Source organism: Halomonas salinarum (genome assembly GCF_012062845.1).
In the GTDB taxonomy this organism is placed as follows: domain Bacteria; phylum Pseudomonadota; class Gammaproteobacteria; order Pseudomonadales; family Halomonadaceae; genus Onishia; species Onishia salinarum.
The window spans coordinates 41,214-58,385 of the sequence record NZ_WWNB01000004.1 but is presented as its reverse complement, the minus strand read 5'-3'; the positions used below and the strand labels follow the sequence as shown (position 1 = coordinate 58,385).

Genomic DNA, 17,172 nt, shown 5'->3' with positions numbered 1-17,172 from the left:
ATCCGGCTGCACACCCGGCAGCCCCAGCCCCTCCAACGACAACGTCCACGTAAACGCCGACGTCCATGCAAACGACAACGGGGAAGCCTGATGGCTTCCCCGTTGCATGTGCGAAGGTCGGTACAGCCCGCTTAGCCGTAGCGGCCAGTGATGTAGTCCTCGGCCTTCTTGGTATGCGGGTTGGCGAACATGGTCTTGGTGTCGTTGTACTCGACAATCTCTCCCAGGTGGAAAAACGCCGTGTAATCCGCCACACGCGCCGCCTGCTGCATGTTGTGTGTCACCGTGATGATGGTGAACTGCTGCTTGAGCTTGTCCATCAGGTCTTCGATGGTTGCCGTGGAGATCGGGTCAAGTGCCGAGGTCGGCTCGTCCATCAGGATCACATCGGGCTGCACGGCGATCGCGCGGGCGATGCACAGACGCTGCTGCTGACCACCGGAGAGCGAGGTACCCGGCTCATGCAGCTTGTCCTTGACCTCGTTCCACAGGCCGGCATCACGCAGGGCCCGCTCGACCAGCTCATCCTGGTCAGCTTTGCGACTGACCAGGTCGTGCATGCGTGGTGCGTAGGCGACATTCTCGTAGATGGACTTGGGAAAGGGATTGGGCTTCTGGAACACCATCCCTACCCGACGCCGCAACGCGACCTCGTCCATCTTGACCTCATTGACATTACGCCCATCCATCTCGATCAGCCCCTCGAGCTTCACGCTCGGGATCAGATCATTCATGCGGTTGAGGCAGCGCAGGAAGGTCGATTTACCACAGCCCGAGGGGCCGATCAGCGCAGTGATATCCTTCTGGAAGACATCGATATTGATGTTCTTCAGCGCCTGCGTCTCGCCATACCACAGGTTGAGATCGCGCACGCGAATGCTCAGCTCATGGTTGGCCTGTTCATTGCGGGTGACTGGCTGCCCGGTTTCGTGACCTGACATGGTGACTCCACGGTCGGCAACTTTCATATCCATAGTGACGTATCCTGTTGCAAGTGCCGGTCGGTTACCAGCGACGTTCGAATTTCTTGCGCAACACCACGGCCGTTGCGTTGAGGGTAATCAAGATGGTCAACAACACCAGGATGCCGCCGGCGGTCTTCTCGGTGAAGGCGCGATCCGGCTCGCCGGCCCAGGTAAAGATCTGAGCGGGCAGCACCGTGGCGGCCTCGGTGATGGTCGCCGAGACATCCGGGATGAAGGCCACCATGCCGACGATGATCAGCGGCGCGGTCTCGCCCATGGCCTGCGCCAGACCGATGATCGAGCCGGTCATGATGCCCGGCATGCTGACCGGCAGCACATGGTCACGCACCACCTGCCAGCGCGAGCAGCCCACACCGAAGGCGGCATGACGGATATCTTCCGGCACGCTGCGCAGCGCCGTGCGGGTGGAGATGATGATCACCGGCAGCGTCATCAGCGCCAGAGTCAGGCCACCCACCAGCGGCGAGGAGCGTGGCACGCCGAAGAAGTTGATGAAGATCGCAAGACCCAGCAGACCGAACAGAATCGAGGGGATCGCCGCCAGGTTGTTGATATTGATCTCGATGATCTGAGTGAAGCGGTTGTCGGGGGCGAACTCCTCGAGATACACCGCCGTCATCACCCCGATCGGGAAAGCCACCACCAGGGTCACCAGGAGTGTCATCACCGTGCCCATGGCGGCCGAGGCGATACCGGCGAGTTCGGGCATCTTCGAATCGCCACGGCTGAAGAAGGTGGTATTGAACTTGAGCTCGGCGCGCCCATTGGCGGCGAGCTCATCGACCACCGCCTGCTCGCTGGCGCTCAGGTTGTTGTGATGCCCCTTGAGGTACTGGTCGACCTGGCCATCTGCCAGCACCCACTCCATGCGGGTAGTGCCCAGCAAGTCGGCGTTGTCTTCCATGCGCCCGGGAATCAGGCGCAGATAGCCGCGGCTGACCAGTGGGCGCACCTCTTCCTCGACCGCCGCCAGGGGAATCTCCTGGGCCATCTCGTTGTAGTCGACCTGCACCTGGATCTGTGCCTGCTGGAAGGCCGGCAGGCCCTTGATCAGCATGTCGGTGAAGAAGAACACCAGGAAAACCCCGGCAAGGCCCAGGGCCCCCATCGACATCCACTTCAGGCGAGCAGACTTGCGATGGCGGCGCTTGAGCTGGGCGCTGATCTCATCGAAGGATTGTCTCATTATCCGGTTAGCCTCAATCGATCACAGGTTGTTGGAGCGATACTTTTCGCGGAAGCGGCGGATCATGATCACCGAGACCATGTTCAACGCCAGCGTTACCACGAAAAGCACCAGACCCAGCGCGAAGGCCGACAGCGTCTCGGCGCTGGCGAACTCCTGGTCACCGGTCAACGCCGCCACGATGCGCACGGTCACCGTGGTCATGTCCTCCAGCGGGTTGGCGGTCAGGTTGGGCCGCATGCCGGCGGCCATGACCACGATCATGGTCTCGCCCAGCGCCCGCGACATGGCCAGCAGCGAGGCGGAGATAATCCCCGGCAGAGCCGCGGGCACGACCACATCCTTGATGGTTTCGGCGCGGGTCATGCCAAGCGCCAGCGAGCCCTGGCGCATGCTGTCCGGTACCGCATTGATGACGTCATCGGAAAGCGAAGAGATGAACGGGATGATCATGATGCCCATCACGATGCCGGGGGCCAGGGCGTTGTTGAAGGAGGCCTCCAGACCGAACGCACCGGCGACATCGACGATGATCGGCGCCACGGTGATGGCGGCGAAGAAGCCATAGACGACCGTGGGGATGCCCGCCAGAACCTCGAGTACCGGCTTGGCGATGGTACGCACCCGAGCGGGAGCGAACTCGGACATGTAGATCGCCGACATCAGGCCCACCGGAATGGCCACCAGCATGGCCACCAGGGTGATCATGAAGGTACCCGCGAACAGCGGTACAGAACCGAATTCGGCAGCCGTGGCGCCTTCCTCGGCGCGGCCGGCAGCGGCCAGGAAGCTGGCGCCGGGATTCCAGGTGGTTCCGGTAATGAAGTCCCAGAAGCCTTCCATCTGGAAGAAACGCAGCGCCTCGGTGATGATAGAGAACAGGATACCGAACGTCGTGAAGATCGAGATCATCGCCGCGCCGGCCAGGATCCAGCGGATGGTCTTTTCAATGGCCTTGCGCGCATGGAAATCGGGACGTACCTGCATCATGGCGACCATCATGCCGGCGGCGGCCACGACCAGGCTGCCGGCCAACAGATAGAGGGTGGGGATCTCGGCCCCCATCAGCAGCAGGGCGAAGGAACCGATGGCGCCAACGGCCACGGCAGGCCCGGCCGTGGCCAGTGCAGCAAACCAGGCGTACTGGTCGGGCTGTGCATACATGGCGGTGCCGGCGGCACGTACCTTGGCCGCCTTGGCACGGCCCATGAAGAAGGCTATCAGCCCCAGCACCAGCAAGGCGCCACTGAATAGCAGGATCAATTGGTTGGTCTGCATGGGAAGCTCTCAGTCAACGGGGCCCGGCAGCATCGACTTGCCGGAACGTAAGTCGGCCGGCAGCGCCAAGCTGCCGGCCAATTCAAGCATCAAGTACGTCTTCAATCACTTGAGATCAGACAGTTCCAGTGTCTCGTGGTTGGCCACGTCCTCGCGGGCGTCGGCGCGCATGTCCTTCGGCGCCGGGATCAAGCCCATCCCCTTGAGATAGCCGATATCACCGATCATCTTCTCGCTCATGAACAGGTTGGCATACTCATACATGGCCGGAACCTCATCGGCATGCTGATTCTTCACATAGAAGAACATGGAACGCGACACCGGGTACTCGCCACTGCCGATGGCATCGGGGGTCGGCTCGACGCCGTCGATGCTGGAGCCCATCAGGGTGTCGGCATTCTCTTCCAGGAAGGAGTAGCCGAAGATGCCAAACGCATCGGTATTCTCGGACAGGCGCTGAACGATCAGATTGTCGTTCTCGCCGGCATCGATGAAGGCGCCGTCGGTGCGGATATCGGTGTAGCCTTCACCACCATAGGCTTCCATGTCCTCGGAGGCGGCTTCCATCACCAGCTCTTCAAAGGCATCACGGGTGCCGGAGGTAGTGGGCGGACCGTAGACGGCGATCTCGCGATCCGGCAGCGAGGAGTCAATCTCGCTCCACTGGGTGTAGGGGTTGTCGACCAGCTCGCCATCGACCGGCACCTGGGCGGCCAAGGCCATGAAGAGCTGTTCGCGGGTCACATCCATTTCGTCATTCTTGCTGGACTGAGCAAAGGCGATACCGTCATAGCCGATAAAAGCCTCGGTGATGTCGGTGACGCCATTCTCGACGCAGCGCTCGAACTCGGAAGGCTTCATGCGGCGCGACGCGTTGGTGATGTCCGGCGTTCCCTCACCGAGGCCGTTGCAGAACAGGCGTGCGCCGCCGCCGGAACCGGTGGACTCGATGACTGGCGTCGGAAAGTCGGTGGTAGCACCGAATTCTTCAGCCACGTAACTGGAAAACGGGTACACGGTGCTGGAGCCGACGATGCGAACTTGATCACGGGCCTGGGCGGCGGTAGCGAAGCCCATGACGGCGGCGGCAATAGCGGTAGTCTTGAGGATGCGGTTCATGCAGGTAACTCCTGTCGATGAGGGTATTCAACCTTCGCGAGACACAAGATGACGCAACAAGATGACAGCTTCGTGACAAGTGACACATCCACCGACACGCTAGACCAGCCCACCCTCTAACGCCAGGCTGCATAGCAACAAGGCGCCCGTTTCCGAGCGCCTTGGCGGTATAGCCGCGACATGTCATGCAGCGGGACAATCTCTCTTTCCAGTATGCGCGTGGTCAGGTACGGGCATGTCGCCCCACCAGCACCCTCACGCCAATGTTCCCGATGATGGCAACGCCAAGCATGGTCAGCACCATCGGCCAGGGATTCTCGACCTCGAAGGCACCGACCAGCACGCCGGCCAAAGCGCCGCAGGAAAACTGGATGCTGCCCATCAGCGCCGTGGCGGTCGCACTCATGTGGCTGAACGTCTCCAGCAACGAGCTCATCGCGTTGGGGGTTATCAGGCCAATCTGGCCCATGAACAGCATGATCAGCGGCACCACCGTGTAGAGAGAGTCCTTACCCATCGCCACCAACAGCACCAGGCTGATGGCCGACAGCAGTTGCATGCCGAGCCCCAGACGCAGGTTCTGTTGAGGAGAGCGATGTCGCAGGAGGCGAATGTTGAGCCGGTTCGACGATGCCATCACCACCACATTGGCGCCGAACACCACCGGGTACATCGCAGGCGTAAGGCCGTAGTAATCCATATACAGGAAGGGTGAGGCAGTGATGAAGGCGAACATGCCGGCGAAGGACATCGCCACCGCACAGATATAGCCCATCGCCTCGCGCTGGCGGAAGACGCTTGCATAGTTACCCAGTACCTGACGGAAGGACGCCGTTGGCTGATCGGGCGAACGCGTCTCGGGCAAGCGAGTGCCCAGCAGCCAGGCGAGGAAGCCGGCATAGGTTGCAAGGAACACGAATATCAGCCACCAATCGGCCAGGTACAAAAGGCCACTACCTACCGCCGGGGCGACCAATGGTGCCAGCATCATGATCATGGCCATGGTCGACATCACCTTGGCGGCCTCCCGGCCGCTGAAGCAATCGCGCACGATGGCCGCCGAGTTGACCACGCAGGCCCCCCCGCCCAGCGCCTGGACGAAGCGAAAGGCCCATAGCGTTTCCAGTGAACTCACCTGGGTGATGGCAAGGCTCGCCAGGCAGAACACCAAGAGCCCTGTCAGCAGGACCGGCTTGCGACCCACGCGATCGGACAACGGACCACCGGTCAGCTGGCCGATCGCGAAGCCGAACAGAAAGACGCTGATCGACAGTTCGGTGTGATGAATACTGGCGCCCACGGCCTCGGCCAATGCCGGCATCGCCGGCAGGTAGGCATCGATGGCGAAAGGTGCCAGGGCCGTGTTGGCCGCCACCAATAGGGCCACTCTTCGAGTACTCAGTGACAAAAGGATGCTCCTGAAAGAAACGGGTGAAAAAGTAGCCGGCTAATGATAACCCATTTACCTTCTGACTGCCGCCCTTCTCCGCCGTTGCCTCGGCAAAGCGCCGCTATGTGGCAGTACTGCCCGCGCCGGGCCCCTGGCGATGACAGCTGCCAGGAACCAAGCACGTATACCCAGCGCGACGCGGCCTTGCTACAGTGAGGATCTGACTCACTCGATCATTCAGGATGACCATGACACAGGACAAGCTGACACAGCTGAAAGCTATGACCACGGTGGTCGCCGATACCGGTGACCTGGACGCCATCAAGCGTTTCCAACCCACCGATGCCACCACTAACCCCTCGCTGATCCTGCAGGCGGCACAACAGGAAGGCCGCCGCGCCCGGATGGCTGAGCTGGCCCGCCAGAGCACCGACATCGACGATGCGCTGGATGCGGTGGCGGTCGAGGTCGGCAGCGAGATCAGTGCGCTGGTTCCGGGCTATGTGTCCACCGAAGTCAGTGCACGGCTGTCTTTCGACACCGACGCCACCCTGGCCCGCGCCCATTCGCTGATCGAGCGCTACGAGCGGCGGGGTGTCGGCCGCGAGCGTATTCTGATCAAGGTCGCCTCAACCTGGGAAGGCATTCGCGCCGCCAAGCAACTCGAGCGCGAAGGCATTCGCACCAACCTGACGCTGCTTTTCAACTTTGCCCAGGCTCAGGCCTGTGCCGACGCTGGCGTGACGCTGGTCTCGCCCTTCGTGGGCCGCATCCTCGACTGGCACAAGGCCCGCGACCCCGAAGCAGACTTCGCAGGCGCCAACGATCCCGGTGTCCGTTCAGTGCGCGCGATATACGAGCACTACAAGGGACACGGCTACAAGACAGTGGTCATGGGGGCGAGCTTCCGCAATACCGGCGAGATCGAGGCGCTGTCGGGCTGTGATCGCCTGACCATTTCCCCGAAGCTGCTTGGCGAGCTTGCGGAAGACAACGCAGAGTTACCGCGGGCCCTGAGGCCGCAGGACGCTGAAAGCTCCATGCCCGAGCCGCTGGACGAAGGCGAATTCCGCTGGGCGATGAACGAAGATGCCATGGCCACCGAGAAGCTTGCCGAAGGTATTCGCAAGTTCATGGACGATCAGCGCAAGCTGGAAGCCCTGCTGGGCGAACTGCGCAAGTAAGCCCGGATAGCGCACGGGCAGTCGGTTGGGGACCATTCGCGCGACCAAGCGCCTTGGCAACAGGTCGCAAAGAAAAGAACCACCACGAAAAGAGGGCCGGTCGATATCGACCGGCCCTCTTCGTTTATACGTGATTCACGTGATTATTCACCGTCACGATGCATGACATGAAAGCGAATCATCTAACGGGATAAGCACAAGCGTTGCGTGCCGCCAGACGCCAAGCTACTCGTGGACGCCGAACCAGGCCGCCTATTCGCTTGGCTGCCGGTATTGCTCCTCGAGCAGTTCCACCAGCGGCTGGAATTCTTCGCGATTATGCTCGCTCATGTGCATCAGGATGCGATGCGCTTCGAGAATGCGTTCCTGAAGCACCAGCTCGTCGGCGTTGACCAGCGGCAGGTCAGCGAGCTCGGCGGGCTCCCGGATGGGCGACTCGACCAGGGTGAAATAATCGCCGAAGCCCATCACATCGAGCATGCGCCTAACATCCGGGTTGTCGACGACGATGGTCGGCGGCTGCTCGAGCCGGTCACGCACGGCGAGCGCTACCTTGGCCAGGAAGCCCAGCGCCGTGGAGTCCACATTGGTGGCCTCGCGCAAATCGACCATGACGGTTTCCAGACCCGGCATCTCGGCCAGCCGCTGCGCCTGGGTATCCAGGGTGGCACTCAAGGTCAAGCGGACATCACCGGATAGCTTGAGTATAAAGACGCCGGAATCAATGGCCGCCTGCAATCGCCCTTCATTCTTCATCATTGTCAAAACCGCTCAAGGTCATGATCGTCAGATCGTCAGGCAGCTCCTCGTACTCCGGCGCTTGCCCACTGATAGTGCCCTCGTCGTCCACGGGCAGGCCATCAATGGCCAGGCTCTCCCGCAGTGCCGACAGGTCGTCGCTTTCAAGCACCAGTCGCTCGAGTTCCTTGAGCCGTCCTTCAAGCGTCCTGCCTGACAAATACTCCAGCACTCCATCTGAACATAACCATAGTCGGAAGTTTTGCGGCAACGCACAACTCAACTGAGGATATTCCACATTCGGGAAGAGGCCAACCGGCATGCCCTCACCCTCTAGTGGGGCGACGCCGCCCTCACTGACCAATAGCGGCATCGGCAGCTGCGCCCCCAGCGAATAGTGAAGTCGATGGGTCTTGTGGTCGATGACGCCCACAAACATGGCCATATGCTTTCCGATGCCTGTATCCAGCAGCTCGCGATTCAGATTCGCCAACCAGTCCGCGGCCAAACACTCGGGATGGGTACCATCCCACTCGCCCAGCCAACGGTTGCACAGGTACTTGAGCAATACGGTGACAAAGGCAGATGAAGCGCCGTGGCCGGAGACATCGGCAAAATAAAAGACGCTGAAACGCGCATCAAAGCGCTGGTAATCGAGAAAATCACCCGACAGATAGAGCGACGGCGCCAGCCAGTAATCGCACGTCACCCCATCGAGCACCAGCGGACGGGGCGGCAACAGCTTGCGCTGGATGTGACCGCCAGCCTGCTGATCGAGGCGCAGCATTGCCAGATGCGTCTCCAGGCTTTCGTTGAGCTCGGCGAGGCGATCACGGTCGCGCTGATGCTCCTGCGCCAGACGATGGTTCTCGACCACCTTGGCAATCATTCGTCGCAGAATGTCGCCATGCAGAAGCGGCTCGATAATGTAATCCACCACACCGGCATCAACCGCCTTGAGCAGATCGCTGTCCAGCCGGCTCTCGGTGACGACCAGCGTCGGCAATCGGGCGGTCAAGGAGGGCCAGTCGCGAGTCGGTACCGAACGCACATGGGCGACCACCAGGGCCGTATCCGCCGGCAACTCCTCGGCCCGCTCGGCCGCTATCACCGCAAAAGCGCCCTTTGCGACCACCTCGGCCAGATCGTCACGCGCCTTTCCAGGCAGGTCGAGCACACCGATCAGTATTCTTGGGCTGGCCATGCACTCCGTCCCCTCGTCCCTAGACAGATGACCGCGGGAGGGCGAACCCTCACGCGGATTCCTTTCAGGCCGCCATCCGGCGGTCGTTACGGCGTCGGAGCCGCCTCGCTGTCCTCACCGTCTGCCTCATCGGCATCCGGCTGTTCATCGAAGGCAAAATCACTATCGTCAAAGTCGAAATCATCGCTGGCAAACGGATCATCGCCCATATCGCCGTCGTTGACCTCGAAACGTCGCTGCTGCAGCCAGGCATCACGGATAAAGCTGTAGCGGTCACCCCGAATCAGGCGTTCCTGATCGAGCAAGGCGGCACGCTTGTCGACGATGCGCAGGAAGGTCAATCCATAGGCGACCTCGTCATCTTCGACGTAGGTCACCGGGTCGGTATACATGTCGACCGGGCGCCCAGCGGTATCACGCACCGTACTTGGGCCTAACAAGGGCAGCACCAGATAGGGCCCCTCGCCCACGCCCCATACGGCGAGTGTCTGGCCAAAGTCTTCCTCGCGCCCGGTGATACCCATATCGGTGGCGATATCCACCAACCCGGCAAGCCCCAGGGTCGAGTTGATCATGAAACGACCGGAAGCGATGCCTGCATTGCCCCATTTCCACTGCAGCACGCTGTTGAAGGCTGTGCCCACCTCACCGAGATTGGCGAAGAAATTGCCCACCCCCGTCTGTACCGGCGACGGTGTCACATAGTCATATCCCTGGGCGATCGGCTTAAGGGCATAGCGATCAAGAGTGTCGTTGAAGACGAAGACCTTACGGTTGAAGCCTTCCCAGGGATCATCCGGATTACTCTCGGCGGTCTGGGTACTGGCACAGCCAGCCATGCTCATCACTGCACCAAGCAGGATGGCCCTGGCCATTATCCCCCGAGCTGCACGGCCCTTCGGCCTACGCGCGTTATCTCTCATCGACGTTCCCTTGGCAGTCCTTGGCATCATCTTACGGTCGTCATACACGGCGCACCATAACGCAGCCGGCACTGTAGCCGGCCCCGAAGGAACACACCACCCCCAGCGCACCCGATGGCAAATCATCCCGGTGCAGATGGAAGGCGATAATAGAGCCCGCCGAGCTGGTGTTGGCATAGCGATCCAGAATGATCGGCGCCTGATCCTCGCGTGGCGCCTGGCCCAGCACCCGGCGCGCGATCAGATCGTTCATGTGCCGGTTGGCCTGGTGCAACCAGAGACGCGACACATCAGCGGGCGTTTGTCCCATGTCATCCAGATGGCCGCGTATGAGCGAGGCCACCAGTGGGCACACTTCCTTGAAAACGCGCCGCCCTTCCTGCACGAAGAGCTTGTCGAGCGCCTGGGGATCGGCGTCGGTGACGCGATTGAGGAAACCGGCGTTGTTGCGGATGGCATTGGAGAACTGCGTGACCAGACGCGTACCGAGGATCTCGAAGCGCTCCTCGGTACGCGCCACGGCATCGTCTTCGACGAGAAGCGCCGTGCAGGCATCGCCAAAGATGAAGTGACTGTCGCGATCGCGAAAGTTGAGATGCGCCGAGCAGATCTCGGGGCTGACCACCAGCACCCGCCTGGCGCTGCCGGCGAGGATCGCATTGCGGGCGGCATCGAGAGCGAAGGTCGCCGAACTGCAGGCCACATTCATGTCGTAGGCGTGCCCGCCGGCTCCCAGCGCCGCCTGAAGCTCCACCGCCACCGCGGGGTACGCCCGCTCCAGATTGGAGCAGGCGACGATCACCAGGTCGATCTCATCGGCCTGGACGCTCGCCGCATCCAGTGCCTGGCGAGCCGCGGCGAGGCCCATCTCTGCCTGAAGCGACAGCTCGTCATTTCCGCGCTGGGGCAGAGCCGGGCGCATGCGCTGCGGATCCAGAATCCCCTCGGCATCCAGCACGTAGCGACTCAAGATGCCCGAGGCCTTCTCGATGAACTCGCTGCTGGAGTACGCAAGGGCCTCGTGCTCACCGGCCGCGATGGCGTCGGCGTGCTGGGCATTGTCGGCATCCACCCAGGCATTGAAGGCCTCGACCAGGGCGGCATTATCGATGGCATGGGGCGGTGTGTAGAGCCCGCTGCCGGTGATCACTGCGGTGGTCATGAGGTTCTCCCTGTAATTTCTGCCCAGCGCTTCTCGAGGCGCTTGGTGGAAATCGGCACCAAGGTGCCCAGCTGTTGGGCAAATAGCGAAACGCGCAGTTCTTCTATCCACCAGCCAAACTCGGTCAGCTCCGGGTCTTCCGGTCCGTGACGCCGCCCCGCCTCACGACGCTTGGTAAGACGTGCCTCGAAGTCCTGAACTTCCTGCATCAGCATCTGATCACGGTTGCGTTCTCGCGGGGCCTTCTCGAGACGAATCTGTGCCGCTTCCATATAGCGTGGATACTGTTCAAGCCAGGCCCCGGCCTCGACCACGAACCCCGGGTGCACCAGCCGCTGCATCTGTGCCTTAAGGTCACTGTACACCAGTGCCAGGGCAAAGCTGAGATTGCCCTTCAACGCCTTGGTCACCGCCAGGTGGCCGTTCAAGGCGCGCTCCAGTACGTTAACCAGATGCTCACCATGAGGCAGCAGCTGTTCATGCGTCTCAGAAAGACGCGTCTCGAGTTCATCTCGCGAACGGGGCAGCGGATCAACCGCCACCACCTGCAGAAAGACCGCTTCGACCAGATCGTCGACGAGTTGGGCCTTGCTACCCACCTTGGTAAACAGGAGCGCACACTTGTCGAGTCCCTTGAGGCGCTTGAGCTCGCGCACCGCGTCGGGGGCTCGCTGCATCGCCAGGCGCTTGATGCCATGACGATGCGCTTCCCGCGCCTTGACGGGGTGTTCGAAGAGCTCGACGGCAAGCCCCTTTGAGGCCTCGACCAACGCCGGGAAGGCCTCGACGCGAATCCCCGCCTGGGTGGTCACCCGTGATTCAGGTAGCGCCGTTTCGGGCAGATCCTCAAGGGCCTGCTGCTGATCGGTGGCCTGCTCGGCAAGCGCACGAGCGCCCTCGCTTGCCGCCTTGGCGAAGCGCTGCTCAAGGTCTGCCGGATCGCGGCCCTCGCCCAGCACATTGCCCTGGTGATCCACCACGCTCAGGTTCATGCGCAGGTGCGGCTCCAGCTGATCGACCTGCCAATCATCGGGGTCGAGACGCAGGCCGGTCTTGACCCGCAGGAAGTCGCCAAGGGCGGCGGTCAACGAGATATCATCCGGTGTCAGGGTGGCAAGAGCCGCGTCCACCCAATCAGGAATGGGAACTACCTGCCGGCGCACTGACTTGGGCAGCGATTTCATCAACGCAATGCATTTCTCACGCAGAAGCCCCGGCACCAGCCATTCGAGCCGCTCGACGGGCAACTGGGAAAGCATCGCCGCCGGTACCGTCATGGTCACGCCATCGTCGCTAGCCCCCGGCTCGAAATGATAGTGAAGCGGGTAACGCACCCCGCCAAGCGTGAGCTCGTGAGGATACTGCTGCTCGGTGACATCCTCGGCCCCGCGGGCCATCAATGCCTCACGGTCGAACTTGAGGATGCCGGGATCCTCGGCTTCGGCCTTCTTGCGCCAGGCCTCGAAGCCCTTGCCATTGATGATATCGGCGGGCAGACGCTGGTCGTAGAAATCGAACAGCGTCTCCTCGTCGACCAGGATATCCCGCTTACGGGCACGGTCCTCGAGTTCCTCGACCTCTTCGATCATCGAGCGGTTATGCGCGAAGAAATCGGCCTTGGTCTGGTATTCGCCCTCGACCAGGGCGCGACGGATGAAAAGCTCTCTGGCTTCGGCCGGGGCGATGGGTCCGTAGTGAACCCGGCGACGGCTGACGATCGGCAGGCCAAACAGCGTCACCTGCTCGAAGGCCACCACCTGGGCACGTTTCATTTCCCAGTGAGGCTCGCTATAGGTGCGCTTGACCAGATGGCCCGCCAGTGGCTCGATCCACTGCGGCTCGATGCGCGCCACCTCACGGGCAAACAGCTTCGATGTCTCGACCAGCTCGCCGGCCATGACCCATTTGGGGCGCTTGCGGCCAAGCCCGGAGCTCGGGTGAATCTGGAACTTGCGATTGCGAGCACCCAGGTACTCGCGGGTCTCCAGAAGCTGGCCGATGTTCGATAGCAGCCCGGTCAAGAGTGCCTGGTGAAGCGTCGTGGCGTTTTCGCGGCGGCGCTTGGCTCGCGCCTCATCGTCCTCGGGCAATGGCTCGGGGGAAGGCACCTTGATATCCATGTCACCGAGCAGCTGACGCAGCTGGCGGAAGGTATCGTGCCACTCGCGAAGCCGCAGGTAACTCAGGTAATGCTCGCGACACCAGCGGCGCAGCTGGTTGCCGGAAAGCTCTTCCCGGGCGGCCTCGAAGCCATTCCACAGGTTCAGCCAGGCGACGAAGTCAGAATCCGGATCCTTCCAGCGCGCATGAGCCTGATCGGCGGCCTGGCGCTTGTCGGCCGGGCGGTCTCTGGGGTCCTGAATCGCCAACGCCGAGACCACGATCAAGGTCTCACGCAGACAGCCCGATTCGGCGCCGGTCAGCACCATGCGGGCAAGCCTTGGATCGATAGGCAAGCGCGCCAGGCGGCGCCCCATGTCACTCAGGCGGTTGTTCTCATCGACGGCGCCAAGCTCGAAGAGCAGCCGGAAACCGTCCTTGATGAAGCGTGAATCAGGAGCATCGACGAACGGAAAGGCTTCTATCTCGCCGAGTTTCAGCGACAGCATCGACAGGATCACCGACGCCAGGTTGGTGCGTTGGATCTCGGGTTCGGTGAAGGCGGGCCGCGAGAGGTAATCTTCCTCGTCGTAGAGGCGAATACATACGCCCTCGCTGATGCGTCCGCAGCGGCCCTTGCGCTGATCCGCACTGGCCTGACTGATCGGCTCGATGGGCAGCCGCTGCACCTTGGCGCGGTAGCTGTAACGGCTGATGCGTACAAGGCCTGGATCGATCACATAGCGGATGCCCGGCACGGTCAGCGAGGTCTCGGCGACGTTGGTCGAGAGCACGATGCGTCGTCCGGCATGCGACTGAAAGACCCGGTTCTGTTCGGCGTTGGAGAGCCGTGCGTAGAGTGGCAGCACCTCGGTGCCCTTCAGATCGGCCCGGCGCAGGGTATCGGCGGTCTCGCGGATCTCGCGTTCGCCCGGCAGGAAGATCAGCACATCACGCGGGCCATGCCACCAGCCCTTCTCGCGCTCGATAGCCTCGATCTCCTCGACGGCATGCAGGATGCCTTCCTGCAGCGTGCGATCCTCTTCGTCATCTTCCGAACGCAGCAGCGGCCGATAGCGCACTTCCACCGGGTAGGTGCGCCCGGAGACCTGCACCACCGGCGCCGGAGTGGCGCCGCCGTCTTCCTGAGGGCGGCGCTCGTCGGCAAAGTGCTCGGCGAAGCGCTCCACGTCGATGGTCGCCGAGGTAATGATGATCTTGAGATCCGGGCGCCGCGCGGTCAGGCGCTTGAGATAGCCCAGCAGGAAATCGATATTGAGGCTGCGCTCGTGGGCCTCGTCAATGATGATGGCATCGTAGCGAGAGAGGTCCGGGTCATGCTGCGTCTCGGCAAGCAGAATGCCGTCGGTCATCAGCTTGATCAGGGTGGCGTCGTTGGTCTGGTCGGTGAAACGCACCTGATAACCGACCTGCTCACCCAGATTGACCTCGAGCTCCTCGGCAAGCCGCGTGGCCACAGAACGTGCCGCCAGCCGCCGCGGCTGGGTGTGGCCGATCAGGCCACGGCGCCCAAGCCCCAACTCCAGGCACAGCTTGGGCAGCTGGGTGGTCTTGCCGGAACCGGTCTCGCCGGCCACCACCACCACCTGGTGGTCGCGAAGCGCCTCGAGGATGTCATCCCGGTGCTCGACCACCGGCAGCTCAGACGGATAATTGAGGCTGACTGCCTGGCCACGACGCTTGGCAAGACGTTGCTTGGATTTTGCCAGCTGCTGCTCGACCTCGGTGAGGCCGCGATCAATGGGCTGGCCTTGCCTGGCCCGGCGTTTGAGCCCGGCCAGGCGCTTGCCCAGGCGCTGGGCATCGCTCAGCAGGCAGTCATCAAGCTGCTGCTCCAAGGCGTTGAGGCGAGTCGTGTCGGCGGCAGTCGGGGAGCGGGACGTCGTGGTGCTCAAGGCAACCTCATTGGCTATAAGTCAGCGACCCGCGACGGCCATGCCGAGGCGGGTCCGTCATTGTACCGCCCGCCCGGCGATGGTGCCTACTCATGGCCGGGCCTTCGCCTCAACCACAGCCCCCGGCCATCACGAAGGGGTATCACGTAGCTCGCGGCGCAACACCTTGCCGACGTTGGTCTTTGGCAGCTCATCGCGGAACTCGACGAAACGCGGCACCTTGTAGGCGGAAAGCTGCTTGCGGCAATAGGCACGCACCGCATCGGCATCGAGATCCGGGTTGCGGCTGACCACGAACAGCTTGATGGCCTCACCGCTGTTGGCATCTTCGATGCCCACCGCCGCTGCCTCGATCACATCCTGATGACCGGTCACGATGTCCTCGATCTCGTTGGGGTACACATTGAACCCCGAGACGATGATCATGTCCTTCTTGCGATCGACGATGCGAATGTAGCCATCTTCCTGCAGTACGGCGATATCGCCGGTACGGATCCACCCTTCATCATCGAGCGTCTTGGCAGTTTCCTCCGGCAGGTTCCAGTAGCCCTTCATCACCTGCGGCCCCTTCACGCAGAGCTCACCGGGCTCGCCCAGGGCCAGGACCTCGCCCTCATCGTCGATGACCCGCACCTTAGTACCCGCCACCGGTTTGCCGATACTGCCGAGCTGAATGGCATCGACCGGATTGAAGGAGACGATCGGCGAGGTCTCGGTCATGCCGTAGCCCTCGGCGATGGCGCAGCCGGTCAGACTTTCCCAGCGCTCTGCCGCCGCGCGTGTCAGCGCCATCCCACCCGAGATGGTCAGCTTGAGCGGCGAGAAGTCGAGTGACTGGAAATCCTTGCGCTGACAGAGCGCATTGAACAGGGTGTTGAGACCAATGAAGCCGGTGAAGGGCGTCTTCTTGAGCAGCTTGACGAAATCGTCCAGATCCCGGGGATTGGTGATCAACACCGAATGATTGCCGGTCTCGACCATGAACAGGCAATTCACCGTGAAGGTGTAGATATGGTAGACCGGCAAGGGCGCAATGATGGTTTCAGCGCCGTCGTCCAACGCCGGCCCAATGGCCTCTCGCGCCTGGAGCATATTGGCGATCAGGTTGCGGTGGGTAAGCATTGTCCCTTTGGCGCGACCCGTGGTTCCTCCCGTGTACTGCAAGGCGGCCATATCTTCGGGGCCACGTGCCACCTCTTCGTGAATCAGCCTGCGCCCTTTGCTCAGTGCCGAGCGAAACCCTACCGCCGTCGGCAAGCTGTAATGCGGGACCAGCTTCTTCACGTACTTGACGACTGCATTGATTAACAATCGCTTGGGGAAGCGATGCAGGTCACCAAGCTCGGTTACCACCACGTGTTCGATATCCGTCTTGTCGAGCACGTTCTCGAGTTTATCGGCCATATTGGCCAGAATCAGGATCGCCTTGGCACCGGAGTCCTTGAACTGGTGGACCATCTCCCGCTCGGTATAGAGTGGATTGGTGTTCACTACCACCAGTCCGGCACGCAAGGCACCGAATACCGCTACCGGAAACTGCAACACATTGGGGAGCTGGATGGCGATGTGATCCCCGGGCTCCAGGCTCGTCTCGTGTTGGAGCCAGGCGGCGAAATCGCCCGACAAGCGGTCAAGGTCGGCATAGGTCAGAACCTGGCCCATGCAGCTGAAAGCCGGCTTATCGGCGAAGCGCTCGACCGAGCGGTGGAAGATATCCATGACCGACGTGTAATCGTCGAGCCCTTCGAGGACTGGACCTGTGAGGGTCGCTGCACTGACATGCTCACTCATGGGCGGATCTCCCCAAAAGCGCCGACACCGCCGGCGCACTGATCATTGTTGTTGAAAACTGACGGCTGGCAGCCGGGACACCCCATTCAAACACATGATTGAAACAAGCGTTAAACATCGATCAGAATTTGCCACTAATGGATCACTGACGCCATGGCACTTTGGTCATCAGGGCTAACGAAAAATCTACGTACC

At 61.8% G+C, this 17,172-nt stretch carries 12 protein-coding genes; 1 reads left to right on the top strand and 11 read right to left on the bottom strand.

From position 1 onward, the window contains the following. Positions 1 to 131 precede the first annotated feature (131 nt). The 5 genes from pstB to HF027_RS04415 form a co-directional block, all read right to left on the bottom strand. Positions 132 to 968 (bottom strand): phosphate ABC transporter ATP-binding protein PstB, encoded by an 837-nt coding sequence (gene pstB / locus HF027_RS04435; protein ID WP_425338665.1) that lies wholly within the window; start codon positions 966 to 968, stop codon positions 132 to 134. Positions 969 to 1,005: 37 nt separating this feature from the next. After that, positions 1,006 to 2,172, bottom strand: a complete 1,167-nt coding sequence (gene pstA / locus HF027_RS04430; RefSeq protein WP_168013290.1) for a phosphate ABC transporter permease PstA — start codon at positions 2,170 to 2,172, stop codon at positions 1,006 to 1,008. A gap of 21 nt (positions 2,173 to 2,193) precedes the next feature. Then, the gene (gene pstC / locus HF027_RS04425) at positions 2,194 to 3,450 is read right to left on the bottom strand and encodes a phosphate ABC transporter permease subunit PstC (RefSeq protein WP_168013288.1); all 1,257 of its coding nucleotides are present in this window, start codon (positions 3,448 to 3,450) and stop codon (positions 2,194 to 2,196) included. A 105-nt stretch (positions 3,451 to 3,555) separates the two neighbouring features. Continuing rightward, the gene (locus HF027_RS04420) at positions 3,556 to 4,569 is read right to left on the bottom strand and encodes a PstS family phosphate ABC transporter substrate-binding protein (protein WP_168013286.1); all 1,014 of its coding nucleotides are present in this window, start codon (positions 4,567 to 4,569) and stop codon (positions 3,556 to 3,558) included. Between the two features lie 223 nt (positions 4,570 to 4,792). Further along, positions 4,793 to 5,977 (bottom strand): Bcr/CflA family multidrug efflux MFS transporter, encoded by a 1,185-nt coding sequence (locus HF027_RS04415; protein ID WP_168013284.1) that lies wholly within the window; start codon positions 5,975 to 5,977, stop codon positions 4,793 to 4,795. A gap of 230 nt (positions 5,978 to 6,207) precedes the next feature. Here HF027_RS04415 and tal point away from each other — a divergent pair, with 230 nt between their 5' ends. Beyond that, entirely contained in the window at positions 6,208 to 7,143 is a 936-nt protein-coding gene (gene tal, locus HF027_RS04410; RefSeq protein ID WP_168013282.1) for a transaldolase, read from the top strand. Between the two features lie 252 nt (positions 7,144 to 7,395). On the opposite strand, the gene HF027_RS04405 is transcribed toward tal, so the two are convergent. The 6 genes from HF027_RS04405 to HF027_RS04380 form a co-directional block, all read right to left on the bottom strand. Next, the gene (locus HF027_RS04405; protein WP_168013280.1) at positions 7,396 to 7,902 is read right to left on the bottom strand and encodes an STAS domain-containing protein; all 507 of its coding nucleotides are present in this window, start codon (positions 7,900 to 7,902) and stop codon (positions 7,396 to 7,398) included. Next, entirely contained in the window at positions 7,889 to 9,085 is a 1,197-nt protein-coding gene (locus tag HF027_RS04400) for a PP2C family protein-serine/threonine phosphatase (RefSeq protein WP_168013278.1), read from the bottom strand. The genes HF027_RS04405 and HF027_RS04400 overlap by 14 nt, the downstream gene beginning before the upstream one ends. 86 nt (positions 9,086 to 9,171) lie before the next feature. Next, entirely contained in the window at positions 9,172 to 9,960 is a 789-nt protein-coding gene (locus HF027_RS04395) for an MlaA family lipoprotein (RefSeq protein WP_245184507.1), read from the bottom strand. Between the two features lie 88 nt (positions 9,961 to 10,048). After that, positions 10,049 to 11,170, bottom strand: a complete 1,122-nt coding sequence (locus HF027_RS04390; RefSeq protein ID WP_168013274.1) for a beta-ketoacyl-ACP synthase III — start codon at positions 11,168 to 11,170, stop codon at positions 10,049 to 10,051. Beyond that, positions 11,167 to 15,186 (bottom strand): ATP-dependent RNA helicase HrpA, encoded by a 4,020-nt coding sequence (hrpA, locus tag HF027_RS04385; protein WP_168013272.1) that lies wholly within the window; start codon positions 15,184 to 15,186, stop codon positions 11,167 to 11,169. Before hrpA ends, HF027_RS04390 begins: the two co-directional genes overlap by 4 nt. A gap of 129 nt (positions 15,187 to 15,315) precedes the next feature. Then, complete coding sequence (locus HF027_RS04380; protein ID WP_168013271.1) at positions 15,316 to 16,977, bottom strand: AMP-binding protein; 1,662 nt, start codon at positions 16,975 to 16,977, stop codon at positions 15,316 to 15,318. Positions 16,978 to 17,172 lie beyond the last annotated feature (195 nt).